The organism is uncultured Roseovarius sp. (assembly GCF_947489715.1).
Classification (GTDB): Bacteria; Pseudomonadota; Alphaproteobacteria; order Rhodobacterales; family Rhodobacteraceae; genus Roseovarius.
The window spans coordinates 93,189-116,472 of sequence record NZ_CANLER010000008.1; the positions used below are offsets into that span (position 1 = coordinate 93,189).

Below are 23,284 nucleotides of genomic sequence, written 5' to 3' on the forward strand. Positions count from 1 at the left end.
GCACCGAGGTTTTTCCTCCGACTCAGGGGGCGTTCTTGGGGTTGCTTTTAAAATGTCAGACATTTAAATGTAAGACAAATGAAAATTGACCCGGATAAGAAAGCTGATCTGTCAGCGCAGATCGCGCAGGCCATTCGCGATGCCATCGTGAGCGGTGATATGATCGTGGATGAACGCCTGCCCTCCGAGGCCGAGCTGGCAGACCAGTTCGAGGTCTCTCGCCCGACGGTGCGCGAGGCGCTGAAAAGGCTTGCAGCACAATCGCTGATCCGCACCCAGCGCGGGGCCTTTGGCGGCGCCTTCGTGAATAAGCTGAGCTACGAGGAGGCTTACGGCCAGCAGATCACCACCTCGACCCTTCTGTTGAGTATGAATGCGGTCAGTTTTGATGTTGCCTGCGAGGCGCGTTATGCGCTGGAACGGGCCTGTACCCCCTTGTCGGCGGAGCGTCGAACACCGGACCACCTAGCGACGATGCGGGCTGAAATTCACCGTCAGGGACACCCCGGACTGAGCGACGAGTCGTTCTGTGCTTCGGACGTGACTTTTCACCGGGCCTTGGTGGATGCGGCGTGCAACCCGGTACTGTCCTATCAACTGGCGGGTGCTGTCGAAGCGATGCAACCGTTGATGAACATGATCACCTTCACCGCCCGGTCGCGCGAGGAGATCGTGCGCCTGCACACGCGGATCGCCGACGCGGTCGAGGACACGGATGCGCAAGCGGCCGAGACCGCGCTGCACGAGTTGGAAGCCTATACGCTGACCCTGGCCCGCGATGTGATGGCCGCCCGGCAAAAGACCCGGCAGGTTTAGCTTTTCGCCACGACAGGGTGTCAGGGCAGCGAATCGCCATTAACGCCCTGAAATCATGTGAAAACCCATGTCGGTATAACGTCGGTATTTTGTCGGTATTACGTCGGTGTCGAAATCGGTGTTTTGCCGGGTTAACAGGGCGTACGGACGGCAACCGCCCCGGGCGATCTGATCAAACCTTTCGCGCAACAAATTCAGCCGGCCCGTCAGATCCCAGCGGCAACATGATTTGCGCGGTGCCGCAATTTGATAAATTCCGAAACATTTTTTGGCCATTGGTTTACCCGAACGCAGGTCAATCTGATGCAACTTGCCCTGAACCAAACAAGTTGAGCAAAAATGGCATCTGTTTCACCCCTGGCATTCCGGCGCTTCATCAAGAATTTCGCCATACCGATTTTGTTTTTCCTATCGGCTGTCGTGACCTGGCCCATACTGGCAGAGATGGAGCTGTTTGAACGCTTCTATGAATATAGCCGCGCCCATGAAGACTGGGATCTTGATGAGTTCGCGCTGTTGATCGTAAATCTGACGATAGCGTTGGTTTTTTCAGCAATTTTTCAGTGGCACAGACTCAAAAGACTTGTTCGTGAACGCGAATTTCAGCGTCAACGCGCCGAAAAGAATGCCCGGCACGACCCCTTGACGGGATTGATGAATCGCCGCGCATTCTCGTCTGCGATGGAACAAATCGAAGAACAGGCCGCCGGTTCGAACGAACGCATTGTCGCGATGATTGATCTGGACAGGTTCAAACCGGTCAATGATCTGCACGGCCACGCAGCGGGTGATCATACGCTTCAGACCGTCGCGCGACGCTTGCGCGAAGAAATCGGTCCAGAGGCCGTTCTTGCGCGGCTGGGCGGCGATGAGTTCGCGGTGATTTTCGACCCCTCGGCCGGTGTGGTTCAGGTCGAGCGTATTGCCCGGCGCCTGCTGCACACGATGGAACAGGCCGTGGCGTTTGAGGATGGCCAGATCTTCATCAGCGGTAGCATCGGACTGGTCAAATGGAATACCGCAACATCCTGTGTGGAGGCGTTGCGACGAGCGGATAAAGCTCTGTACACGGCAAAGAACGAAGGCCGTAGCCAATTTGCCTGGTACGATGCAGAACTGGATCGTCAGTCTCATGCGCGTGCTGAGATTGAAGCTGATCTGCGAGAAGCAATCCTCAAATCTGAAATCGAACCCTGGTTTCAGCCGATCATCCAGATTGACTCGAAAAAGCTTATTGGATTTGAGGTTCTGGCGCGTTGGCAACATAAAACCCACGGTCACATTCCGCCTAATGTGTTCATTCCAATTGCCGAAGACAGCGGTCAGGTCGGCAGTCTTGGTCTTGGTATCTTGCGACGCGCCTGCATGGCTGCTGGGGAGTGGGATCCGGACCTTTCGATTTCGTTCAATGTCTCGCCCTATCAGTTTCAGGATCCCAAGCTTGTGGATCAAATCAAGGCGATATTGCAGGAATGTGAGTTTGATGCGAACCGGCTGACAATCGAAATCACCGAAAGTTCGGTCATCAACGATTTTGACGTGGCACGAACAAAGCTGAATGCCCTGAAAGGGATTGGCGTTGCCGTCGCCCTTGATGATTTCGGCACCGGCTATTCCAGCCTGGCAAGCCTGCGGCAGCTGCCATTCGACCAGATAAAGATTGACCGAAGCTTTGTCACCAATATCGCAGCAGAGCCACAAAATCAGAAAATCGTCTCGGGGATCATGGCGCTTGCAAACGGGCTTGATCTGGATGTGACGGCAGAAGGGATCGAATCCACCGAAGATCTCGGTTTTCTGCAATCGCTGGACTGCTCATTGGGACAGGGGTTCCTATTCGAAAAGGCGGTGCCTGCCGAGCAGATTTCGTGGTTGCTGGAATCCAAGTGGGGCAATCTTCACGTCGATCCAGAAGAAGAAAACTTTGAGGTTCTCAAACCTTTTCGTGGTGCTGGCTAAGTCTTGGTCAAAAAACGGTTTGCGGATTTGGCCCCGCGCAGACCCCAAAGAAAAGAGCACCGCTCGCGTGTCACGAACGATGCTCTCAATCGACAAGGTTTTTCGATAGTCGCGCCGGTGTTACATCCGCGAGGCGACGTTTTCCCAGTTCACCAGATGATCGAGGAAGTTGGTCAGGTAGGCAGGGCGCTTGTTGCGGAAGTCGATGTAGTAGGAATGTTCCCACACGTCGCAGCCAAGAAGTGCCGTCTGGCCGAAGCAGAGCGGGTTCACACCGTTTTCGGTCTTGGTCACGGCCAGACCGCCATCGGCGTTCTTGACCAACCAGCACCAGCCCGAGCCAAACTGACCGGCACCGGCGGCGGAGAATTGCGATTTGAATTCATCCACGCTGCCAAAGCTGTCGGTGATGGCGCTTTCCAGCTCGGACGGCATGGCCGAGGAACCCGGTCCCATCATCTCCCAGAACTGGTTGTGGTTCCAAAGTTGGCTGATGTTGTTGAAGATACCGGACTGGGCCACAGCATTGGCGTCATAGGTGCCGGTGATGATCTCTTCCAGCGACTTACCGTCCCATTCGGTGCCCGCGATCAGCTTGTTGCCATTGTCGACATAGGCCTTGTGATGCAGGTCGTGGTGATATTCCAGCGTCTCTTTCGACATGCCGTTATCGGTCAGCGCATCATGGGCGTAAGGAAGATCGGGAAGTTCAAAAGCCATTTTGGGCCCCCTGTTCGTTGGTTCAAAATCTCATGGCCATACATGGTAGGCCTGAGGGGATAACGTCAAGCCTGTTCTTAAAGTTCCAGCCCTGTCAGGACCGAGGCCGTGGCAGGCTTTGACTTAATTTCCCCCCAAGGCCGGCGCATATCTGCCCGCGGCGAGAGAACGCGGCATCGTCCGCCTAGCCGGCCACGATCATCTCCAAATTTTGACGATGCCCCCTTTTGCGAAGGGTGGCATCGTCATAACGGCACCAAACGTTAGCTCAGATAGCCCACCTGGCTGCCGTTCTCGGCCGCGCCTTTGAGCAGGTTGAAAACGTATTCCGCGACCGAGCGGAAGCAGATGATGATGATGCCCCCCTCTTCATCGACCCAGAAAGCCGCTGGCACCTGCGCCATGCGGGTACGGCGAATCTGACCCGCAGGAAAGGCATCAGACGACATATCGACTGGCGAAAGCTTGGCGATGACCTCGCGCGCGCCGCCGCCGGTCACGCGGAAAATCGCGCGGGCGTCGGAGACATTGACCGCCAGATAATGCTTACCTTTCAGGGCCTTGTCGATGGCGGCGATCTTGTCGCCAACCTCTTCATACGGGACCAGGGCCAGCAATTCGTCCGGTGACATCCAGGCCAGGGCGTTCTCGCCCGTCATATTGACCTCGCGCTGGCCCGGCACATCAAGGCCGATCGCGGTGCTGGCGGCTTTCTTCATCCCGGCGGATTTCAGATCGCCACGAATGGTGATCATACCGCGCAGGCCCAGTTCCTCGACCTTGGCAAAGCCCTGATAGGTGGCGCCATCAAGCGCGCTTACTGGCTTAGACATTCTGCTTCTCCCCGTCCTTGTCGTAGAAGATGGGATCGACGATTTTCGCCTTTACGATGCTGCCATCCACCTTGGGAATGTCGATGACTTCGCCCATGCGGTCCGGACCGTGCAGCACAAGACCCATGGCGATACCCTTGTCGAGCGTCGGCGAATAATAGGTCGAGGTGACCCGACCCTGCACATTGCGCTGACCATTGGCATTGCTGCCCTCGGCCACGCAATACGCGCCATCCGGCAGCACCGAGCCATCGACGGTTTCCAGCCCCACCAGTTTCCAGCGGTTCGGATCGGCCATATGGCTGCGTTCCTGCGCGCGTTTGCCAAGGAAATCTTCTTTCTTCTTGGAAATCGCCCATTGCATGTTCAGGTCCTGCGGGATCACCGTGCCATCGGTTTCGTCGCCGATCATGATGAAGCCCTTTTCAGCACGCATCACATGCAGGCCCTCGGTGCCATAGGGGGTGATGCCATCCTCGGCCCCCACAGCCAGCAGCAGATCCCAAAGCTCGCGACCCCGGCTGGCGGGCACGGCAATCTCATAGCTCAGCTCGCCCGAGAACGAGATGCGGTAGGCCCGCGCCGGAATGCCATCACCCAGGGTGATATCGGCCCAGGACATGAAGGGCAGCGCCTCGCCGCTGATATCCGCATCGGTCAGCTTTTCCAGCGTCTTGCGGGCTTGCGGTCCGACCACGGCGATCTGGGCAAATTGCTCGGTCACGTTGGCGGTATAGACTTTCCAGTCCCACCATTCGGTCTGAAGCCATTCTTCCATATGGCCGTGGATCGTTTCGGCCCCGCCGGTGGTGGTGTGGCAGAGGAATGTTTCATCGTCGATCCGCGCCACGACACCGTCATCCGACAGGAAGCCGTTTTCGTTGCACATCAGGCCATAGCGGCATTTGCCGGGCTTTAGCGTCGACATCATGTTGGTGTAGAGCATGTCCAGGAATTTGCCCGCATCGGGGCCCTTGACGATGATCTTGCCCAAGGTCGAGGCATCCAGCAGGCCCAGCTTGTCGCGGGTCTGGTTGATCTCGCGCTTGACCGCGCCATGCACGGTTTCACCCGGTTTCTGATAGCAATAGGGGCGGCGCCACTGGCCGACGGGTTCAAAGAACGCGCCGTTTTCTTCGTGCCAGCCATGGATCGGCGTCTTGCGAATGGGCTGGAACCGTTCATCCCGCGCCTCGCCGGCGATCGCGGCCAGCGAGATCGGTGTATAGGGCGGGCGGAACGTGGTGGTGCCGGTCTGCGGGATCGGCTGGTTGAGCGCATCCGACAGGATCGCCAGACCGTTGATATTGCTCAGCTTGCCCTGATCGGTCGCCATGCCCAGCGTGGTATAACGCTTGGCGTGTTCGACGCTTTCGAACCCTTCGCGGGCAGCCAGTTGCACATCGCTGACCTTGACGTCATTCTGATAATCCAGCCAGGCTTTCATCCGCTTCTTGATGCCCGCGCCCTGCGGCATCAGCCAGACCGGCGCCATCGGGGCCTGTTCGGCCGTCTCTGCGGTTGGGGTCTTGGCCTTGCCCGGCGTGTGACCGGTGGCCTTGGCGGCGGCTTTGCCAGCGGCGTCCGCATCGGCCAGAACACCGTTCAGATCAAGCTCGCCATTGGCGGATCCGGCAGCGGTTACAAAACCTTCTCCATCCACACCTTTGGGCGGATTATCCACATCCGGCTGGAACATGGCGAAATCGCTGTTCCAGGTCAGCTTGCCGCCGCAATGGGACCAGAGATGCACCACTGGCGACCAGCCGCCCGACATGGCGACAGCATCGCAATCCACGGTTTCAAGCACGGCACCTTCGCCCGCCTGGCTGCAAATCTCGACCCCGGTGACGCGCTTGCCACCTTTGACCGACGCCACGGCGTGGCCCATCATCACGCGGATGCCCAGGGCCTTGGCCTCGGCCATCAGGGCGCTGTCTTCTGGCAGAACCCGTGCGTCCAGGATCACCGGAACGTCGAGCCCCAGCTTTTTAAGGGTGATTGCCGTTAGGTAAGCATCGTCGTTATTGGTTACGACAACTGTCCGGTCCCCGATCGAGACACCGTAATTCACCGCGTAATCGCGCACGGCAGAGGCCAGCAGCACGCCCGGAATATCGTTTCCGGCAAAGCTGAGCGGGCGTTCGATGGCGCCGGTCGCGGTGACGATATGACCCGCGCGGACACGCCACAGGCGATGGCGGGGGCCAGCGGCACCCGGCTGGTGGTCATTCACCCGCTCGTAACCCAGAACATAGCCGTGGTCGTAAACCCCGGCGCCCATCATCCGGGTGCGCAGGGTCACATTCGGCATCGCCTCCAGTTCCGCGACGATTTCGTCCACGAACTTATCCACAGGCGTCTGATTAACTTTTTCTTTACCTTCGTTAATGGTGCCGCCGTCAACCGGCGCACGGCCACCCCAATGGGCGGTCTGCTCCATCAACAGCACCTTGGCACCAGCCTTGCCAGCGGCGCGCGCCGCCTGAAGCCCCGCCACACCGCCGCCGATGACAACGACATCGGCAAAGGCGTAGAAATGCTCGTACTTGTCCTGATCCCGCTCTTTCGGAGCTTTGCCCAGACCGGCGGATTTGCGGATGATCGGCTCGTATACATGTTTCCAGAACGGCCGCGGGCTGATGAAGGTCTTGTAGTAGAAGCCCGCCGGCAGGAAGCGCGACAGTTTGGTGTTGATCGCGCCCACGTCGAATTCGAGGCTGGGCCAGTGGTTCTGGCTGGCGCAGGTCAGGCCTTCAAACAGCTCGGTTGTAGTAACGCGCTGGTTCGGCTCGAACGCCGCGCCCTCGCCCATGCCGACGATGCCGTTGGGCTCTTCGGCGCCACTGGCGACCACGCCGCGCGGGCGGTGGTATTTGAACGACCGGCCGATCAGCATCTGATCGTTGGCCAAAAGCGCCGAGGCCAGCGTATCGCCCGGATAGCCGGTCAGACGTTTGCCGTTGAAGGTGAAATTATACGCGCGGTCCTTGTTCAGAAGGCGGCCGCCCGTGGCCAGACGTGTGCTCATGCGAACTCTCTCCAGCTCCAGCCCGGCCGCTTGGCCGAGATTTTGTCCTTGATGTCTTTCGGGGGCTCATAGGTCTGCGCACTATAGGTGCCGAAAACCTCGAGCGTGGTGGTGCAGCGCGCGGCATGAAACCACTTGCCGCAGCCGTTATTGTGCCGCCAGCGTTCGAAATGCACGCCCTTGGCGTTTTCCTTGGCGAACATGTAGCCATGGAAATCTTCGTCCGACGTACCGGGGCCGAAACGTTTGATATGCGCTTCGCCGCCGGCGTGGAATTCGGTTTCCTCGCCGGTGACGCCGCAGCAAGGGCAGGTCAGGATCAGCATATTACGGCTCCTTCTGGAAATTGAAGCGCTGCGTTCTTAGGTTGAACCGCATGGAAGACGGCTCTCTCGTTATCAATCTTCTGAAGATCGCCCCGTTGGCGGCCATTCTTCTGATTGCAATCATCGTGGTATTTCGGGGAATGGGTCGCGACGGCGACAGCACGAACAACCGCGCGAAAGGCGGCGGTCCCAGCTGGTGGCCGGGCAACCACTGATCCTTTGGCATCCGCAGAACGGTCACTACCGGAAAACACGCCAAGGGCGGGCACCGATTGGCCCCCGCCCAAAGCGTTCACGTGAGATTTGGTATTATTCGATAGGGACTGTGCCGGCTGATTCTGCGCCGGTCGAGCTTGTGGCGCCAGCGCCCGCGTCCGGTTCAACCGGGACGACAATTGGGTCAGCGCCCGCACCGCCCGGATGTTCAACCGAGGTTGAGCCACCGCCGAGCGAGCCGACAAGTATAAGCACGCCCAGGACCGCAATTGCGGCGAAAAGCCAGAGCAGCCCGGACCCGGTGCTACCGGTGTCCATCGCGCCACGCGAGAAATTATGCGAGTCGCGCCATTGATCGTAATTTGACATGGCATGGTCTCCTTTCCTTGCAAAAACAAGGATGGGGATGCAGCCAGAGGTTGAGAAGGATAAGCGGAAATCCCCGGCCAAAACCGGCCAAACCCCGCGAATTGCGTGGTGTGGCCTCGGCCAGATTCCGCCCGGTCCCCCCGGATCATTATGGTGCGCCGGACGCGCATCAGTGCGCGACCCCAGCGGCGACGCTTTCGTCGATAAAGCGGCCTTCGTAGAAACGGTTGAGGCCAAATGCCTCGGTCAGCGGGGAATGGCCCTTGGCCATCAGTTCGGCAAAGCCCCAGCCCGAGCCCGGGATTGCCTTGAAGCCGCCGGTTCCCCAGCCACAGTTGATGAAGATACCCTCAACCGGGGTGGTGCCGATGATCGGGGAGCGGTCGCCTGTGACGTCGACGATGCCGCCCCATTGGCGCAGCATTTTCAGGCGCGCGACCATCGGGAAGGTTTCGACCAATGCACGCACGGTTTCCTCGATATGGTGGAAAGAGCCGCGCTGGGTATAATTGTTGAACCCGTCGGTGCCGCCACCGATGACCATTTCGCCCTTGTCGGACTGGGACATGTAGCCGTGCACGGTATTGGCCATGACAACACAATCCATGCAGGGTTTGATCGGCTCGGAAACCAGCGCTTGCAGCGCCACGGATTCAACTGGCAGACGGAAGCCCGCCATATCCGCGACGTGACCCGCGTTGCCGGCCACGACCATGCCCAACTTGTTGCAGTCGATATCGCCCTTGCTGGTGGTGACACCCACGACCTTGCCTGCCTCGGTGCGCACACCGGTGACTTCGCATTTCTGGATGATGTGCATGCCCATGTCCGAGCAGGCCCGCGCATAGCCCCAGGCCACCGCATCGTGACGCGCTGTGCCGCCGCGCGCCTGCCAGAGACCGCCCAGCACCGGATAGCGCGGCCCTTCGAGGTTGATAATCGGCACGATTTCCTTGACCCGCGCGGGGGTGATGAATTCGGTCGTGACACCTTGCAGCGCGTTGGCATGGGCCGTGCGCTTGTAGCCACGGACCTCATGCTCGGTCTGGGCCAACATGATCACGCCGCGCGGGCTGAACATGACGTTATAGTTCAGATCCTGGCTCATGGTTTCGTACAGGCTGCGCGCCTTTTCGTAGATCGCGGCCGACGGATCCTGTAGGTAGTTCGAGCGGATGATGGTGGTGTTGCGACCGGTGTTGCCACCGCCCAGCCAGCCTTTTTCCAGCACCGCGACATTGGTAATGCCGAAGTTCTTGCCCAGATAATAGGCGGTGGCCAGGCCGTGCCCGCCTGCACCGATGATGATCACATCATATTTGGCTTTCGGTTCGGGGGAGGCCCAGGCCCGCTCCCATCCCATGTGGAAACGGGCGGCTTCACGGGCGACGGCAAAGGCGGAATAACGTTTCATGCGCGCTCTCGGGTTTGGGGTGGATTCGCAGATGGCAGCAGTTGGGGATGTAATGCGCCTTATCCCCGGGTAAAAGCACACTGACGGCGGCACAAAACATCGAAATCGCGACATTGCGGCAACTTGGCGCTGGCCAGATGACCCTGTTGTGAAGGGTTTGGCCTTTTTTCCGGGTCACCGCACCGTTACATGAAGATCGGAAATGGGAGAGGCCATGACGTTCTGGATCATCATCGGGTCGCTGGCACTGGGTGTCGGGGGCGTTCTGGCACTGGCGCTTTTGCGCGGGCGCAAAGGGGCGATACCGCCTGCAGCTTATGATTTGCAGGTTTATCGCGACCAGCTGAAAGAGGTGGATCGCGACCTTGCGCGCGGGGTGATCGCCGAGGCGGATGCCGAGCGGGTGCGCACCGAAGTATCCCGGCGCGTGTTGGCCGCGGATGCGAATCTGCGCGCGCAGCAGGCCGCTGACGGTCGCACGACAGGTGGCAACGCCATCGTGGCGCTGGCGCTGATTGCGGTGATGCTGGGCGGGTCCGTTGCACTTTACGCCCGATTGGGCGCGCCCGGGTACGGTGACCTGCCGCTTGAGGCGCGGATTGCGGCATCCGAACAGGCACGCACCGAACGCGCATCGCAATCCGAAGCCGAGGCGCGCGCGCCTGCGCGGCCACCGGTGCCCGAGGCGTCAGCGGATTACCTGGCCCTGATGGAAAAACTGCGCCAGACGGTCAAGGACCGGCCGGGCGACCTGCGTGGTTTGCGCCTGTTGGTACGCAACGAGGCCGCATTGGGCAATATCACCGCCGCCTACACTGCGCAGGCAAAGGTGATCGAGGTCAAAGGCCCCGAAGCCACCGCCGATGATCATGCGCTGATGGCCGATCTGATGATCGCGGCGGCAGGCGGATATGTCTCGACCGAGGCCGAGGCGGCCTTACGCATGGCGCTGCAACGGGATCCCGACCACCCGACTTCGCGTTATTATCTGGGCTCGTTCCTGATGCAGGTGGATCGCCCTGATGCGGCGTTCCGCACCTGGGAACAGCTGCTGCGCGAAAGCCCCCCGGATGCGCCCTGGGTGGCGCCGATCCGCAACCAGATTGAAGAAGTCGCCTGGCGTGCGGGGGTCAAATACGAGCTGCCGCAACCCGTAAGGGGGCCATCGGCAGAGGATGTTGAAGCTGCGGGCGAGATGAACGCCGAGGATCGCGACCAGATGATCCGAGGTATGGTCCAGAACCTGTCGGACCGCCTGGCAAGTGACGGCGGTAGCCCCGAGGAATGGGCCCGCCTGATCGCCGCCTACGGGGTTCTGGGCGAAGTGGATCAGGCGCGCGCCATCTGGACCGAGGCACAGCAGGTTTTTGCGGGCAAGGCCGAGGCATTGGCGCAGGTTCGATCCGGCGCAGAGCAGGCCGGGGTTGCCGAATGATCACGGACGACATTGAGGCATTTGCCGCCGCCCTGCCCGCCCGGCGCGCGCTGATTGGGCTTGATCTGGGTGAAAAGACCATCGGCGTTGCGGTCTCGGACAGCCTGCTATCGGTTGCCAGCCCTTTCGAAACCATCCGCCGGCGCAAATTCGGGCTGGATGCGGCGCGCCTGCTGGAAATAACCAAAGAGCGCGATATAGGCGGAATTATCCTGGGTCTGCCCCGTAACATGGATGGCAGCGAAGGCCCGCGCTGCCAATCCACACGCGCATTCGCCCGCAATCTGGAACGGTTGACGGCGCTCCCCATCGGGTTCTGGGACGAAAGGTTATCGACCGTCGCGGCGGAAAAAGCGTTGTTAGAGGCGGATGCGACACGAAAACGTCGCGCCGAGGTCATAGATAATATCGCAGCATCCTATATCCTGCAGGGAGTATTGGACCGCTTGAGCCACTTGAGGGCAGCACAATGAACGACGAAACACCCGTCTGGAAGCGCGATGAGGTTGAAAGCCCCTGCGTGCGCATCTGTGTCGTGCATCCCGAGGCGCGGATCTGTACCGGGTGTCTGAGATCCATCGACGAGATTGGCCGCTGGTCAAAGATGAGTTCCGATGAACGTCGCGAGATCATGGAAGACCTGCCGAACCGTGCCCCGCTGCTGCGCAAGCGCCGCGGTGGCCGTGCCGCGCGGATGCAACGAGGCGGCTAAAACGCCTGATCACCATTTTTTGGTATGTTTTCAAGCGCGCCTGTAATGCCCGCGCATGTGAGTTATTCGAAATTGCCAGCCGGCTCTGGGCCGTGGGACACGAGGGGCGGGTGGCACCTATTCTGATATGAACCTGCTTTGCATCTCAACCTCTTGCTGGCGCATAAGCGTCCATGCGGTTTCCATATGGTCGGTCATGATGGATCGGGCCAGATCGCCATCGCTGTTCCTTAATGCCTGAACCAGCCTCTGTTGGTGGTCACGCCCCTGCTTCCAGAGCTCGAGATTGGGCGGTGAATAAAGACGCCGGTAAACCGTGAGATCGGACAAAAGGTTCACCATGAAGTCGATGATGAAGCCCAGCATCGGGTTTTTGGCCTGCTCGGCCAGGACCGCATGGAACCGGAGCGATGCCACATGCTGCTGACGTTCTTCATCCAGCGTGGCAGCAGGTTCAGAATATTCAGCGATATTGTCTTCCAATAGCGCCAGTACTTCTTCCGACAGGTTACCCGCCAGAGAGGCCGCAAGTTCCGGTTCCAGCGCAAGACGCAACTGGTAGATGTCACCAATGGTCAGGTCCTTGAAATAAAAGTAATTTCCCAACAAAGCCTTGGCGCGTTGGCGACTGACCTCGTGCACGAAACCGCCGCCGCCGGGGCCGGTGCGGGTCTTGATCAGACCCTGGGCCTCGAGGATGCGCATGGCCTCGCGGATCGTACCTTTGGCCATGGCGAACCGTTCGATCAGCTCAGCCTCGCCCGGCAGACGATCCCCGGCCTGAAGCCCTTGTTCCACGACCCAGTCCTTGATCGCCTCGGCGACCTGAACGGGTCTGCTCAGCTTGGGTTCAGCCTTCGATCGGGTGGTGGCAGGCGGCAAGTTGGTCTTCTCCCATTTGTTTCAGCGCGGGCACCTTGGCGCGGCAAAGATCGGTTGCGCGCGGGCAGCGGCCGGCAAAGGCGCAGCCCGGCGGCGGGTTGAGCGGATCGGGCAATTCCGACCCTTTCTGCTCGGGCGCGGAAAGAGGCCGACCGACGACCGGGGCGCTGTCTGCCAGGAGTTTTGTATAGGGATGTCGGGGGGTTGCAAAGATATTCTCGGCCTTGCCGATTTCGACGACCGATCCGAAATAGAGCACGATGATGCGATCGCTGACCGCTTCGACCACGGCAAGGTCATGGGTGATGAAGAGATATGTCAGGCCAAACTGCGCCTTGAGATCGGCCAGAAGGTTGAGCACCTGTGCCTGTACCGAGACATCAAGCGCCGAGACCGGTTCATCCAGAATGACGATCCGAGGGCTTGCGGCCAACGCCCGCGCGATGCCGATGCGCTGTGCCTGGCCGCCGGAGAATTCATGCGGGTAGCGTTCCAGAAATTCCTCGCGCAGATTGACGGAGGCGAAAATCTCGGAGATCCGTGCCTCGCGTTCCGATTTCGGCATATTATACAGTCGTTTAAGAGGTGCCTCGATGATCTGACGGATGGTTTTGCGTGGGTTCAGGCTGCTGATCGGATCCTGGAAAACATACTGGATCAGCTTGCCGAATTCCGCCGGATCGGCATTGTCGAGCGCCTTTCCCTCGATCTGGATTGCCCCCTCGCTTGGCTCCAGCAGCCCGACCAGCATCCGGGCCAGCGTGGATTTACCACAGCCGGATTCGCCCACAACGCCGAGGGTTTCGCCGGTCTCGACCGCAAAGCTCATGGGGCGGACGGCGCGGACGCCGGGCGGTGCGGGACCGAAAAGCGGCTTCTTCAGCGGGAAGGTCTTGGCCAGGTTTTCGACGGTCAGGGCGGTCATGCGGATCCCCCGGAAAACAGGCAAAATTCAACGTCGGTATAACGTCGGTATTTTGTCGGTATTACGTCGGTACGCGACAGGTGGGTCATCACAGGGCCTCCTCGGGGAAAAGGCAGCGCACGGCGCGGGGCGCCGCCCCGGCCAGCGTCACCTCTTGTGTCCGGCAGGCATCCTGCACCTTGGCGCAGCGCGGGGCGAAAGCACAGCCCGGTGGCAGGTCATCGACCACCGGCGGCAGGCCCGGAATGGCCGCCAGCGCGCGCCGCCCACCGCCCAGTTCGGGCACGCAGGCGATCAGACGTTTCGTGTAGGGATGCGCCGGAGCCTCGAGCACAGCATCGGTGGGCCCCTCTTCGACAATGCGGCCCGCATACATCACGGCCACGCGGTCGCATAGCTGCGCCACCACGCCGAAATCATGGGTAATGAAGATGATCGCCAGGCCGCGATCGCGCCGCAGATCGTAAAGTAACGAGAGGATCTGTGCCTGTACCGTGACATCCAGCGCGGTCGTGGGTTCATCGGCGATGATCACGTCGGGTTCATTCGCCAGCGCCATGGCAATGCCGACGCGCTGGCGCATCCCGCCCGACATTTCATGCGGATAATTGTCAACACGGCTTTCGGCATTGGGGATGCGAACATCCTTGAGCAAGCTGATCGCGCGGGTGCGTGCCTCGGCGCTGGAAACCTTGTGATGCGACTGGATCGCCTCGGCCAGTTGCCGCCCGACGCGGTAGAGCGGATGCAACGTCGAAAGCGGATCCTGAAAGATATAGGCCACCCGGTCCCCGCGTTTCTGCCGCAGCGTTTCGTAACGGGCACCAATCAGGTCGTGTCCCTGAAACCGCACCGCGCCACCGGTGATCACACCCGGGGGCGAGGCGACAAGGCCCATGACCGACAGCGCGGTGACGGATTTGCCCGAGCCACTTTCGCCGATCACGCCCAGGCATTCCCCGGGTTTGACAGCGAGCGACACACCACCCACCGCGCGGTAGATGCGCTTGCCGACATGAAACTGGGTCTGAAGGTTCTGAATCGCCAGCAGATCGTCGGTGGCGGCGGGAATGTCGCCCTGGCGATCCACAAGCGTGGTGGGCAGCGGGCGGCTGAGCGCGCCGGAACGCAGGCGCGGATCAAGCGCGTCGCGCACCCCGTCACCCAGCAGGTTGATCGACATGACGATCAGGAAGATCATGATCCCCGGCACGACCGAGGTATGCGGGTGCGAAATGAGGGCCGAGCGCGCCTCGCCCAGCATCGAGCCCAGATCGGCCTGCGGTGGCTGGCTGCCCAGACCGAGAAAGCTGAGGCCGGCGGTTTCAAGGATCATCCAGCCCACGGTGGTGGACATGGCAATGATGATCACCGGCAGCACATTGGGCAGAAGTTCCGTGAGGATGATCCGTGTGTGCCCCATGCCCGCCAGCCGCGCGGCATCAATGAATTCGCGGCCAGCAAGGCCCACCGTTATGCCGCGAATGTTGCGGGCGAAGAACGGCACGTTGACCGCGGCCACGGCGATCAATGCGTTCATCAGGCCGGGGCCCAGGGCTGCGACGATCGCCAGCGCCAGCAGGATATAGGGAAAGGCCATCAGCATATCGACAACGCGCATGATCACGTTGTCGATGCGCCCGCCGAAATAGCCCGCGACGATGCCGATGGCCGAGCCGATGGTGGCGGCGATCACCGCGGCGGCGATACCGACCGCAAGCGACAGTCGGGTGCCGTGCAACAGGCGGCTGAGCAGATCGCGTCCCAGATGGTCGGTGCCCAGCAGATGCCCGTCGCTGAAGGGTTTCTGGAACCGGTCGGCGGTGGCAGTCGTGTCGGGGTTTTGCAGCGGCAGAAGCGGCGTGATCAGGACAAGGATCAGGATTGCCACCAGCACCACGGCACCCATCGCGGCCAGCCGGTTTCGGAAAAGAAGCCTGAGAAACGTCATGTCTTGATCCTGGGGTCAAGCAGGCTTTGCGCGACATCGACGGCGATGTTGAAGAGCACGTAGCAGGCCGCGACGAACACGACGCCGCCCTGCACCAGCAGCAGATCGCGCTTGAGGATCGCATCCACCAGCATCCGGCCGACGCCGGGCCATTGGAACACGATCTCGATATAAACCGCGCCCGACAGGACAAACCCGGCCTGAATACCAAGGATCGGGATGATCGAAACCATGGCGGCGCGTAGCCCGTGGCCCATGATCACCCGGCGTTCGGGCACGCCCTTGGCGCGGGCGGTGCGGATGTAATCCTGCCGTAACACTTCAAGCATCGCCGACCGTGAGAGCCGCGCAATGACGCCGGTGGCCACGGCAGCGAGCGCCAGCGCCGGCATGATCAGGTGGTTGATCAGGTCCGGCAGATCGCCACCGCCATAGATCGCGAACATGCCCGACACCGGCAGCCAGCGCAGGTTCACTGCGAAGGCAAGGATCATCATCATGCCCAGAAAGAAAGACGGGACCGAAATGCCGATCAGCACGATGAAGGTGATCGCCTTGTCGGCAAGACCATATTGACGGGCCGCCGAGATCACACCGGCCAACACCCCGAGGATCGAGCAAAGAACAAAGGCCGTGCCCGCCAGAATGAGCGTGGCGTTGAAGCGTTCCAGCACCTCGTCGATGACCGGCCGGTTGAGCGAATAGGAGCGCCCGAAATCCCCGGTCAACATATTGGAAAGCCATATGAAATACCGCTGCACCATCGGTTTGTCGAGGCCCAGGTCGCGGTTGAGTTTCTCGACATTCTCAGGCGTCGCGTAGGAGCCGAGGATAGCCGTGGCCGGGTCGCCCGGGATCAGCGACATGATCAGGAAGACGATGATCGTGATCCCCAGCAGCACCGGGATGGCCGATATCAGTCGCTTCAGGATGTATCCGCCCATCGTGCCCTCTTTGGGTTCGCTTCGGGCTGCTTTTGTGACCAGCCCGAAGCGTCTTGTGTTAGTTTTTCACGACGCCTTGCAGATGCAACAGGAATGACGGTTCAAGTCCGAAATTCTCGACCCGGTCATTTGTCACCGCGTTTTGTTTCCAGTTGGCGACAAAGACCCAGGGCGCGTCTTCCTGCACGATGGATTGCATCTCGCGGTAGAGCCTCGCCCGCTCTTCCTGATCGGTGGCGGTGCGTGCGGCCTCGAGCAGCTCATCGACCTTGTCGTTGGCATAGTAGCCTGAGTTGAAGCCACCCTGATCGGGCCAGGCCTGTGAGCGCAGCGCCAGGTAGGGCAATGTGTCGGGGTCGTTGGTCATCCAGGCCATCTCGGCCATGTCGGCCTTGCCTTCAAGCCCGGGGTTCACCTCTCCCAGGAAGGTATTCCATTCATAGGTTTCGATCTTGACGTCAAAGCCGACGGCTTCGAGATCGGCCTGAATGGCAGTGCCCATCGGGACCGGATCGAGCATGCCCGAGCCACCTTCGGTCACGAAGAAAGTCAGCTCTGCGCCCTCTGCCCCGGCCTCGGCGATCAGCGCCTTGGCTTTTTCGGGATCATAGGGATAGGGATCGAGCGCGTCGTTATAGGCCCAGGCGAAAGCGGGTGGCGTGGGGCCTGCCGCAACGGTGGCCGTGCCTTCGAGCACGTCGTTCACGATCGCCTCTTTGTTGATCGCGTAATTGGCCGCCTGGCGCAGCGACTTGTCGGCAAAGGGGCCTTCCTTGGCATTGAGGATCAGGAACCAGACATGCGGCCCGGCCTGTTCGGCAATGGTAAACCCGCCACCTTCGAACTGACCCAGGGAGGTGGGTGGCACTTCGACCATCATGTCGATGCCACCGGCCAGCATCTCGGCCACGCGGGTGTTGGCATCGGTGATCGGGCGGAACACGACCGCCTCGGTACCCGCCGCATCGCCCCAGTAGCCATCATTGCGCTCAACGACGACCGCCTCGTTCGAGCGCCATTCGGCGAATTTGAACGGGCCGGTGCCGACGGGGTTACGACCGAACTCCTTGCCATGCGCCTCGACCGCGGCGGGAGAGACGATCAGACCCGTAGGATAGGCAAGGTTCGACAGGAAAGGGGCGTAGGGGGCGTTCAGGGTGAATTTCACCGTCATGTCATCGACAACCTCGGTTGACTGCACGGCCCCGAAGAAGAATGACAGTGGGAACGGGCCGGTGTCATGAAAGGGGTGATTCTCATCCAGCATCCGGTCGAAATTGAATTTCACCGCCTCGGCATTGAATGGCGTGCCATCGTGGAAGCTGACCCCGTCGCGCAGGGTAAAGGTATATTCGGTGCCATCATCGCTGATCGACCAATCGGTGGCCAATGACGGTTCAACCTCGAGTGTGCCGGATTTGTAACGGGTCAACCCTTCGTAAACATTCACAAGAATGCGAAAATCATTCACCGCGGTCACCGCCGCCGGATCAAGCGATTTCGGCTCGGCGATCTGGCCGACGATCAGCACGCCGGGCGGGGTTTGCGCGGTTGCGGGGGCTGTCAGGGATCCGGTGGCCAGCACCGCGCCCACGGCGGCGGCCATCAAACCCCGACGGGTCCAGGTTGTGAGTTTCATTGGTTTTCTCCCTGTTGTAATGGCATTGTATTTATCATGATAAATTGCAATCGTCAATTAATCATGATAAATAGAAAATGTTCAGTATAAGGTGAGGCATGACCTTTTCGATTCTTGCGCATGATCCTGAAACCGGTGCCATCGGTGGCGCCGCTGCAACCGGTAGCCTTTGCGTCGGCGGCTGGGTGCTGAGAGGCGACCTTTCTGCCGGGATGTCGGCCAGTCAGGGCGCCGCGCCATCGACCCTGTGGGGCGACGATGTTCTGACGATGATGCAGCAGGGCGCGGATGCAAAATCCGCCATCGACAACGTCACGCTGCCGGATCGCGGGCGCGCCCATCGCCAGCTTTCGGCGCTGGACAGACATGGCGGGGTGGCGGCGTTCACCGGCGATGCCAATCAACCGGAAAAAGGCAGCGTCGCGTTTACGGGCGGAATTGCAGCGGGAAATATGCTGGCGCGGGCCAGCGTGCTGGAGGCCCTGGCCGAAGGGTTCGAGAGTGCCGACATGGCGTTCGATCTGAGATTGCTGGCGGCATTGCGGGCGGCGGAAAAGGCCGGGGGCGATTATCGCGGGCTTCTTTCGGCGGCGCTGCTGGTTCTGCATCCTGACAGACCACCCCTGACGCTGCGGGTCGATTATCATCCGGACGACCCCATTGGCGCGCTTGACCAATTGCACCAAAGGGCCACGGGCGGAGACTATGCGGCCTGGACCGAACAGGTGCCGACGCTGAACGATCCGGAGCGAAAGCTTGACTGATTGGGGCACGAGGGCGGCGGTCTTGCTGGAGGAGCTGTCACGCTGTTCCGAGCCCGGCCTGGGTGTCACCCGCCTGCCCTTCACGCCAGAACACCGCGCGGCGATTGACCTGCTGAGCGAACGGATGGAACAGGCCGGGCTGGAGGTTGCGCTGGACGCTGCCGGAACCCTGATTGGCCGCAAGGAGGGCCCTGCCGGTGCGGGGACGTTCCTGATGGGATCCCATCAGGATTCGGTGCGTGAAGGCGGGGCCTATGACGGGATCATGGGGGTGGTATTACCCCTTATCGCACTGGAAAAACTGAAGGCCGGTGGGACGGAGTTGCCGTTTTCGGTAGAGATCCTTGCCTTCGCCGATGAAGAAGGGGTGCGTTTTCCGACCGCCCTGATCGGCTCACGCGCCCTGGCAGGATCTTTCGATCCGGCGGTTCTGGAAATGACCGACCGGGACGGGATTTCCCTGCGTGATGCGTTGAGCGGTTTTGGCCTGACCCCGGATGGCATCGGCCAGCTGGCTCGTGGGCCGGGCGATGTAATCGGCTTTCTGGAGACGCATATCGAACAAGGTCCGGTGCTGGAACGCGAAGACGAGGCTGTCGGCATCGTCACGGCGATTTGCGGCATCGAACGTCACCAGATTTCGGTAATTGGTGAAACCGGCCATGCCGGGACATTGCCAATGGAGGGCCGTCGTGATGCGCTTGTGGGCGCTGCTGCCCTTGTGACCGAGGTCAACCGGATGGCCAGGGCCACGCCTGATCTTCGGGCCACGGTCGGAGCGCTGACGGTGGAACCGAATGTTGTCAACGCGGTGCCGCGCGCCGTTCGCCTGACGGCCGAGTTCCGATCCCCCGATGATGAAACACGCAGCCTGGCCGGGGAAAACCTGCATCGGTTCGCACATGCGCTTGCGCAGGAAAGCCGGCTGCAGATCACATGCACCAGAACCTACCAGCAAAAAGCCCAACCTTGCGCCGCAGAGCTGTCGGAATGCTTGAAAGACGCGTCGCGGCACGCCCGGACGCGGGCGCTTTCGCTGCCTTCGGGCGCGACGCATGATGCCTCGGCCATGGCGGATCTCTGCCCCGTTGCCATGCTTTTTGTCCGTTGCCGCAACGGGGTCAGTCATACGCCCGAGGAGTTTGCCTCGGCCAGCGATATGGGCGTCGCCATTGACGTACTGGCACATTTCCTGAAGTCGGTTCGTTAGAGCGTTTCCAGTGTTCGTTGAAACAAGCATCATCGCTTTTCGCGTTCGAGCGCCGCGAGAGGCAGCGAACAAGCGATTCAATGTGAACTGGAAACGCTTTAGAATTTGGCCCTGCGTTGCGCGGACGCAAAACCTGCCCCATGCCCGGCCCGCACATATCGAAATAAGCCTGGCAGGAGTGATGTGCTTCGGGCAACTGACTGGTTGTTTTGTGTCGCCTGACGGCCTTCAAGCGCGCCTGCTTGTCCCGGCCTGTCCCTAAGGTGCCCGCAGCCAATCGTCGGTTCCCGCGCGCATTTCTGGACGGAAATAGGCAATGATCCGGCCTTCTGGCGGGGCCGTGGCGCTCTCTGGCCAAGGGGCAACACCGTGAAGCGTGTGGCGATGCACCAGATATGCCTCACCGGGTTTCGCAGGCACGGCAATGCGCGCGCAGGTTTCAAATACCTCGCGCCGGGCCGCCTGATAGATCTCGGTCAGGTCGATATCCGCCCAATCGGCCTGGTCGAGGTGACCCAGCGCCCCTTCAAATGCCGCGCGCATGATCCGGTGGCTGCCTTCCCACACCACAAGCGGACTGGCATCTGCGCTGCAATCCGTCAGAGGCAGGCCGAGAATATAGGCGTGGCGTTCTTTCAGCATGCGGCGGCGGGCATCGCCCACGGCCAGCAACCCGTCCACATGGGCCGCGTCACGGTTCAGGCGGTATCGAAACGCGCCCTCCCCTTCGCCAGCGCGGGCGCGCGGATAGCCAGGATAGATGACCGAGACCTGCGCCCGGTGCAGCGGCAAGACACCATAAAGCGCGCAGGCCGCTTCATAGGCGGTGCCCGATAATGGCGCGGCACCCGGGATTGTCCCTTTGGTATCGTTGGGCAGCGTGTCGACCCCCACAAACCATGTCCCCTGGCATTGCAGCCACTGGCGTTGCTCTTCCGGGTCCTGAATGCGTTCAACTGCCAGTGCTGCCGCCACCCGCACCCAGTCAAGCGTGGTGGTGTCGGTGGGAAAACTGGCCCAGCCCTTTTCCAGCAACGCCGCTACCATCCCAGCGCCTTTCGCAGCATATTCAGCGCCACCAGTGTCAGAAACACGGCGAAGACACGTTTGAGCGGTTTGGGATCCATCGCATGGGCCAGCTTCACGCCCAGGGGGGCCGTGATCAATGTCATGGCGATGACGGTGAAAAAGGCCGGAAGGTTGACCGCGCCCACGGTCAGGGGCGGTCGGTGTTCCGCGGCGATTGTCAGCAAGAGAAAGCCCAGAACGGAAGGCGCCGCGATGGTCACGCCAAAGCCCGCCGCCGTTGCCACCGCGCGGTGAATGGCCGTGTTGTAAAGGCTCATGAGCGGTACGCCGAAGCTGCCGCCGCCAATGCCCATAAGCACGGAAAGAAATCCCAGCACAGGGGAAAAGGTGGCTCGGGTGACGCCTGTCGGCATTTCGGCGCCCAGCCGCCAGTCAGATCGGCCCAACCCCATGTAAAGTCCGATGGCGACGCCCAGCACGCCAAAAACACCTTGCAGAAAGACCGAACTGAGGTTCGAGGCCACGGTAACCCCGATCACGGCCCCCACGGCAATGCCCGGCGCCCAGGTTTTCAGGATGTCCCAGTCCACCGCACCCTTCTTGTTATGGCTCAGAACGGACCTGATGGACGTCACGATGATTGTTGCCAGGGAGGTGGCAAGACAGATCTGCATCAATTGCGGACCGCCATAGCCAAGCGTCTGAAACGCATAGAAAAAAGCAGGCACCAGAACGATACCCCCACCCACGCCCAAGAGCCCGGCCAATACGCCGGCAAAGGCCCCGATGACCAGCAACAGCGCCAGCATGGCGAACAGGAGTGATGGGTCAGACATGGTGGCGGGTCCCCGAAGCGATCTGATCGCCACATAGAGCGGATTTGCGATCGGTCGACAAATGGTTTTTCCTCAGCTCACGCAGGCAAGCGCCTTTAGAATCAGTTCCGGCCCTGCCCCGTCACGATGCGCCCCTTCAGATAACTTGCGCCGCCATCCCCGTGCCCCGGGGCGGCCCGCGAACAGGCCCAGCATATGGCGGCTGATCTGATTCAGTCGACCGCCGGCAGCGAGATAAACCTCGATATAGGGCAGCATGTCCCGGACCGCGTCTTCGGCTGTACTGTCGGGCCTATCAACACCGAAAATTCTGCGATCCACAGCGCACAGTATGTCGGCAGGTTGGTGATATGCGGCACGGCCGAACATCACCCCATCCATGCCCGCATCCAGAAAAGCCTCGGCCTGATCCAGCGTCGTGATCCCGCCATTGATGCTAAGATGAAGGGCAGGAAACAGCCCCTTCATCTGAACCGCCAACTCGTAATCCAGCGGGGGAATGTCGCGATTTTCCTTTGGGCTGAGTCCCTTCAGCCAGGCCTTGCGCGCATGGATGGCAAATCGCCCGACACCTGCCGCACTGACACGCGCCAGAAACTCAGGCAGGACATCGCGGGGCTCCTGTTCATCCACCCCGATGCGGCACTTGACCGTCACCTCGACATCCGTGGCCTCGATCATCGCGGCGCAGCATTCGGCCACCAGACCCGGTTCTTTCATCAGTACGGCCCCGAAAGTACCAGATTGCACCCGGTCAGACGGGCAACCAACATTCAGGTTGATCTCATCATATCCGGCCTCTGCCCCGAGCCTGGCAGCCTGCGCCAACTCTTCCGGGTTTGAGCCGCCTAGTTGCAGGGCGACCGGATGCTCGGCCGGCGAAAAATCCAACAGATGCAAGGCCCCGCCCCTGACAAGCGCAGGTGCGGTGACCATCTCGGTGTAAAGTAGGGAATTCCGCGTCAGAAGGCGATGCAGAAAACGGCAATGCCTATCGGTCCAGTCCATCATCGGCGCCACAGAAAGACGTGCTGCAACGGCGGCTGGCACTGTCGCCTGCGATCCGGCAACGGGCGCGTTGGGGCGCGTCGTCTTCATCTCGATCCTGGTCATTCAGAATTCCCGGTGCTCTGCCGATCCGATATCCGCAACATGTTACCACCGGATCAATGCCCGCGCGGCGTTGAGGTTGATAGAGCAGATAGCACTGCGCGTCTACCAAAGGGGGCTGCGTTCAGAAAAAAGGCGCGCGAAAACAGAAAAACGGGGCCTC

23 protein-coding genes are annotated in these 23,284 nt (G+C 60.7%); 8 read left to right on the forward strand and 15 right to left on the reverse strand.

Annotation, left to right across the window (positions count from 1 at the left end; translation table 11 throughout):
* Nucleotides 1-78: 78 nt before the first annotated feature.
* Nucleotides 79-816 (forward strand): GntR family transcriptional regulator, encoded by a 738-nt coding sequence (locus Q1B27_RS18365; protein WP_299849687.1) that lies wholly within the window; start codon nucleotides 79-81, stop codon nucleotides 814-816.
* Between the two features lie 39 nt (nucleotides 817-855).
* Here Q1B27_RS18365 and Q1B27_RS18370 read toward each other — a convergent pair whose 3' ends face one another.
* Entirely contained in the window at nucleotides 856-1,092 is a 237-nt protein-coding gene (locus Q1B27_RS18370; RefSeq protein WP_299849689.1) for a hypothetical protein, read from the reverse strand.
* 63 nt (nucleotides 1,093-1,155) lie between these two features.
* Here Q1B27_RS18370 and Q1B27_RS18375 point away from each other — a divergent pair, with 63 nt between their 5' ends.
* Nucleotides 1,156-2,775 carry an EAL domain-containing protein gene (locus Q1B27_RS18375; RefSeq protein WP_299849691.1) on the forward strand — a complete coding sequence of 540 codons (1,620 nt, stop codon included), beginning with the start codon at nucleotides 1,156-1,158 and terminating at the stop codon, nucleotides 2,773-2,775.
* A gap of 120 nt (nucleotides 2,776-2,895) precedes the next feature.
* On the opposite strand, the gene Q1B27_RS18380 is transcribed toward Q1B27_RS18375, so the two are convergent.
* From Q1B27_RS18380 to Q1B27_RS18395, 4 genes are all read right to left on the reverse strand, one after another.
* On the reverse strand, nucleotides 2,896-3,495 hold the full coding sequence (locus tag Q1B27_RS18380; RefSeq protein ID WP_299849693.1) for a superoxide dismutase: 600 nt from the start codon (nucleotides 3,493-3,495) through the stop codon (nucleotides 2,896-2,898).
* 263 nt (nucleotides 3,496-3,758) lie between these two features.
* Nucleotides 3,759-4,328 carry a sarcosine oxidase subunit gamma gene (locus Q1B27_RS18385; RefSeq protein WP_299849695.1) on the reverse strand — a complete coding sequence of 190 codons (570 nt, stop codon included), beginning with the start codon at nucleotides 4,326-4,328 and terminating at the stop codon, nucleotides 3,759-3,761.
* Complete coding sequence (locus Q1B27_RS18390; protein WP_299849697.1) at nucleotides 4,321-7,359, reverse strand: sarcosine oxidase subunit alpha family protein; 3,039 nt, start codon at nucleotides 7,357-7,359, stop codon at nucleotides 4,321-4,323. Before Q1B27_RS18390 ends, Q1B27_RS18385 begins: the two co-directional genes overlap by 8 nt.
* Complete coding sequence (locus Q1B27_RS18395) at nucleotides 7,356-7,685, reverse strand: sarcosine oxidase subunit delta (RefSeq protein ID WP_299849699.1); 330 nt, start codon at nucleotides 7,683-7,685, stop codon at nucleotides 7,356-7,358. The genes Q1B27_RS18390 and Q1B27_RS18395 overlap by 4 nt, the downstream gene beginning before the upstream one ends.
* 50 nt (nucleotides 7,686-7,735) lie before the next feature.
* Between Q1B27_RS18395 and Q1B27_RS18400 the strand changes: the two genes are divergently transcribed.
* Nucleotides 7,736-7,900, forward strand: a complete 165-nt coding sequence (locus Q1B27_RS18400; RefSeq protein WP_299849701.1) for a hypothetical protein — start codon at nucleotides 7,736-7,738, stop codon at nucleotides 7,898-7,900.
* A gap of 94 nt (nucleotides 7,901-7,994) precedes the next feature.
* Here Q1B27_RS18400 and Q1B27_RS18405 read toward each other — a convergent pair whose 3' ends face one another.
* Together Q1B27_RS18405 and Q1B27_RS18410 are read right to left on the reverse strand one after the other, a co-directional pair.
* Nucleotides 7,995-8,270: a hypothetical protein gene (locus Q1B27_RS18405; RefSeq protein ID WP_299849703.1), complete on the reverse strand. Its 276-nt coding sequence runs from the start codon at nucleotides 8,268-8,270 to the stop codon at nucleotides 7,995-7,997.
* A 169-nt stretch (nucleotides 8,271-8,439) separates the two neighbouring features.
* Nucleotides 8,440-9,684: a sarcosine oxidase subunit beta family protein gene (locus Q1B27_RS18410; protein WP_299849705.1), complete on the reverse strand. Its 1,245-nt coding sequence runs from the start codon at nucleotides 9,682-9,684 to the stop codon at nucleotides 8,440-8,442.
* Between the two features lie 214 nt (nucleotides 9,685-9,898).
* On the opposite strand from Q1B27_RS18410, the gene ccmI reads away from it, so the two are divergent.
* The 3 genes from ccmI to Q1B27_RS18425 are packed head-to-tail and all read left to right on the forward strand — an operon-like array spanning nucleotide 9,899 to nucleotide 11,831.
* Nucleotides 9,899-11,119 (forward strand): c-type cytochrome biogenesis protein CcmI, encoded by a 1,221-nt coding sequence (gene ccmI / locus Q1B27_RS18415; protein ID WP_299849707.1) that lies wholly within the window; start codon nucleotides 9,899-9,901, stop codon nucleotides 11,117-11,119.
* Nucleotides 11,116-11,592, forward strand: a complete 477-nt coding sequence (gene ruvX, locus Q1B27_RS18420; RefSeq protein WP_299849709.1) for a Holliday junction resolvase RuvX — start codon at nucleotides 11,116-11,118, stop codon at nucleotides 11,590-11,592. Before ccmI ends, ruvX begins: the two co-directional genes overlap by 4 nt.
* Nucleotides 11,589-11,831, forward strand: a complete 243-nt coding sequence (locus tag Q1B27_RS18425; RefSeq protein WP_299849711.1) for a DUF1289 domain-containing protein — start codon at nucleotides 11,589-11,591, stop codon at nucleotides 11,829-11,831. The genes ruvX and Q1B27_RS18425 overlap by 4 nt, the downstream gene beginning before the upstream one ends.
* Nucleotides 11,832-11,948: 117 nt before the next feature.
* Here Q1B27_RS18425 and Q1B27_RS18430 read toward each other — a convergent pair whose 3' ends face one another.
* From Q1B27_RS18430 to Q1B27_RS18450, 5 genes are all read right to left on the reverse strand, one after another.
* Nucleotides 11,949-12,713: a FadR/GntR family transcriptional regulator gene (locus Q1B27_RS18430; protein WP_299849713.1), complete on the reverse strand. Its 765-nt coding sequence runs from the start codon at nucleotides 12,711-12,713 to the stop codon at nucleotides 11,949-11,951.
* Entirely contained in the window at nucleotides 12,682-13,638 is a 957-nt protein-coding gene (locus Q1B27_RS18435; RefSeq protein ID WP_299849715.1) for an ABC transporter ATP-binding protein, read from the reverse strand. Before Q1B27_RS18435 ends, Q1B27_RS18430 begins: the two co-directional genes overlap by 32 nt.
* Nucleotides 13,639-13,726: 88 nt before the next feature.
* Nucleotides 13,727-15,589 carry a dipeptide/oligopeptide/nickel ABC transporter permease/ATP-binding protein gene (locus tag Q1B27_RS18440; protein WP_299849717.1) on the reverse strand — a complete coding sequence of 621 codons (1,863 nt, stop codon included), beginning with the start codon at nucleotides 15,587-15,589 and terminating at the stop codon, nucleotides 13,727-13,729.
* Entirely contained in the window at nucleotides 15,586-16,533 is a 948-nt protein-coding gene (locus tag Q1B27_RS18445) for an ABC transporter permease (protein WP_299849719.1), read from the reverse strand. The genes Q1B27_RS18440 and Q1B27_RS18445 overlap by 4 nt, the downstream gene beginning before the upstream one ends.
* Nucleotides 16,534-16,591: 58 nt before the next feature.
* Nucleotides 16,592-18,172 (reverse strand): ABC transporter substrate-binding protein, encoded by a 1,581-nt coding sequence (locus tag Q1B27_RS18450; protein WP_299849721.1) that lies wholly within the window; start codon nucleotides 18,170-18,172, stop codon nucleotides 16,592-16,594.
* A gap of 98 nt (nucleotides 18,173-18,270) precedes the next feature.
* Here Q1B27_RS18450 and Q1B27_RS18455 point away from each other — a divergent pair, with 98 nt between their 5' ends.
* On the forward strand, nucleotides 18,271-18,936 hold the full coding sequence (locus Q1B27_RS18455) for a DUF1028 domain-containing protein (protein WP_299849723.1): 666 nt from the start codon (nucleotides 18,271-18,273) through the stop codon (nucleotides 18,934-18,936).
* On the forward strand, nucleotides 18,929-20,146 hold the full coding sequence (locus tag Q1B27_RS18460) for a M20 family metallo-hydrolase (protein WP_299849726.1): 1,218 nt from the start codon (nucleotides 18,929-18,931) through the stop codon (nucleotides 20,144-20,146). Before Q1B27_RS18455 ends, Q1B27_RS18460 begins: the two co-directional genes overlap by 8 nt.
* A gap of 258 nt (nucleotides 20,147-20,404) precedes the next feature.
* On the opposite strand, the gene Q1B27_RS18465 is transcribed toward Q1B27_RS18460, so the two are convergent.
* The 3 genes from Q1B27_RS18465 to dusA form a co-directional block, all read right to left on the reverse strand.
* A complete protein-coding gene (locus Q1B27_RS18465) occupies nucleotides 20,405-21,193 on the reverse strand; it encodes a hypothetical protein (protein WP_299849728.1) in 789 nt (262 codons plus the stop codon).
* A complete protein-coding gene (locus tag Q1B27_RS18470) occupies nucleotides 21,187-22,011 on the reverse strand; it encodes a sulfite exporter TauE/SafE family protein (protein ID WP_299849730.1) in 825 nt (274 codons plus the stop codon). Before Q1B27_RS18470 ends, Q1B27_RS18465 begins: the two co-directional genes overlap by 7 nt.
* A gap of 72 nt (nucleotides 22,012-22,083) precedes the next feature.
* Complete coding sequence (gene dusA, locus Q1B27_RS18475; RefSeq protein ID WP_299849732.1) at nucleotides 22,084-23,124, reverse strand: tRNA dihydrouridine(20/20a) synthase DusA; 1,041 nt, start codon at nucleotides 23,122-23,124, stop codon at nucleotides 22,084-22,086.
* Nucleotides 23,125-23,284 lie beyond the last annotated feature (160 nt).

Coding starts and splice junctions, on each gene's coding strand:
- Q1B27_RS18370 (WP_299849689.1), bottom strand. CDS start 1,092: ATGGCCAAAAAATGTTTCGGAATTTATCAAATTGCGGCACCGCGCAAA.
- Q1B27_RS18450 (WP_299849721.1), bottom strand. CDS start 18,172: ATGAAACTCACAACCTGGACCCGTCGGGGTTTGATGGCCGCCGCCGTG.
- Q1B27_RS18365 (WP_299849687.1), top strand. CDS start 79: ATGAAAATTGACCCGGATAAGAAAGCTGATCTGTCAGCGCAGATCGCG.
- Q1B27_RS18440 (WP_299849717.1), bottom strand. CDS start 15,589: ATGACGTTTCTCAGGCTTCTTTTCCGAAACCGGCTGGCCGCGATGGGT.
- ccmI (WP_299849707.1), top strand. CDS start 9,899: ATGACGTTCTGGATCATCATCGGGTCGCTGGCACTGGGTGTCGGGGGC.
- Q1B27_RS18380 (WP_299849693.1), bottom strand. CDS start 3,495: ATGGCTTTTGAACTTCCCGATCTTCCTTACGCCCATGATGCGCTGACC.
- dusA (WP_299849732.1), bottom strand. CDS start 23,124: ATGACCAGGATCGAGATGAAGACGACGCGCCCCAACGCGCCCGTTGCC.
- Q1B27_RS18435 (WP_299849715.1), bottom strand. CDS start 13,638: ATGACCGCCCTGACCGTCGAAAACCTGGCCAAGACCTTCCCGCTGAAG.
- Q1B27_RS18445 (WP_299849719.1), bottom strand. CDS start 16,533: ATGGGCGGATACATCCTGAAGCGACTGATATCGGCCATCCCGGTGCTG.
- Q1B27_RS18470 (WP_299849730.1), bottom strand. CDS start 22,011: ATGTCTGACCCATCACTCCTGTTCGCCATGCTGGCGCTGTTGCTGGTC.
- Q1B27_RS18395 (WP_299849699.1), bottom strand. CDS start 7,685: ATGCTGATCCTGACCTGCCCTTGCTGCGGCGTCACCGGCGAGGAAACC.
- Q1B27_RS18400 (WP_299849701.1), top strand. CDS start 7,736: ATGGAAGACGGCTCTCTCGTTATCAATCTTCTGAAGATCGCCCCGTTG.
- Q1B27_RS18465 (WP_299849728.1), bottom strand. CDS start 21,193: ATGGTAGCGGCGTTGCTGGAAAAGGGCTGGGCCAGTTTTCCCACCGAC.
- Q1B27_RS18405 (WP_299849703.1), bottom strand. CDS start 8,270: ATGTCAAATTACGATCAATGGCGCGACTCGCATAATTTCTCGCGTGGC.
- Q1B27_RS18425 (WP_299849711.1), top strand. CDS start 11,589: ATGAACGACGAAACACCCGTCTGGAAGCGCGATGAGGTTGAAAGCCCC.
- Q1B27_RS18390 (WP_299849697.1), bottom strand. CDS start 7,359: ATGAGCACACGTCTGGCCACGGGCGGCCGCCTTCTGAACAAGGACCGC.
- Q1B27_RS18385 (WP_299849695.1), bottom strand. CDS start 4,328: ATGTCTAAGCCAGTAAGCGCGCTTGATGGCGCCACCTATCAGGGCTTT.
- Q1B27_RS18375 (WP_299849691.1), top strand. CDS start 1,156: ATGGCATCTGTTTCACCCCTGGCATTCCGGCGCTTCATCAAGAATTTC.
- Q1B27_RS18410 (WP_299849705.1), bottom strand. CDS start 9,684: ATGAAACGTTATTCCGCCTTTGCCGTCGCCCGTGAAGCCGCCCGTTTC.
- Q1B27_RS18455 (WP_299849723.1), top strand. CDS start 18,271: ATGACCTTTTCGATTCTTGCGCATGATCCTGAAACCGGTGCCATCGGT.
- ruvX (WP_299849709.1), top strand. CDS start 11,116: ATGATCACGGACGACATTGAGGCATTTGCCGCCGCCCTGCCCGCCCGG.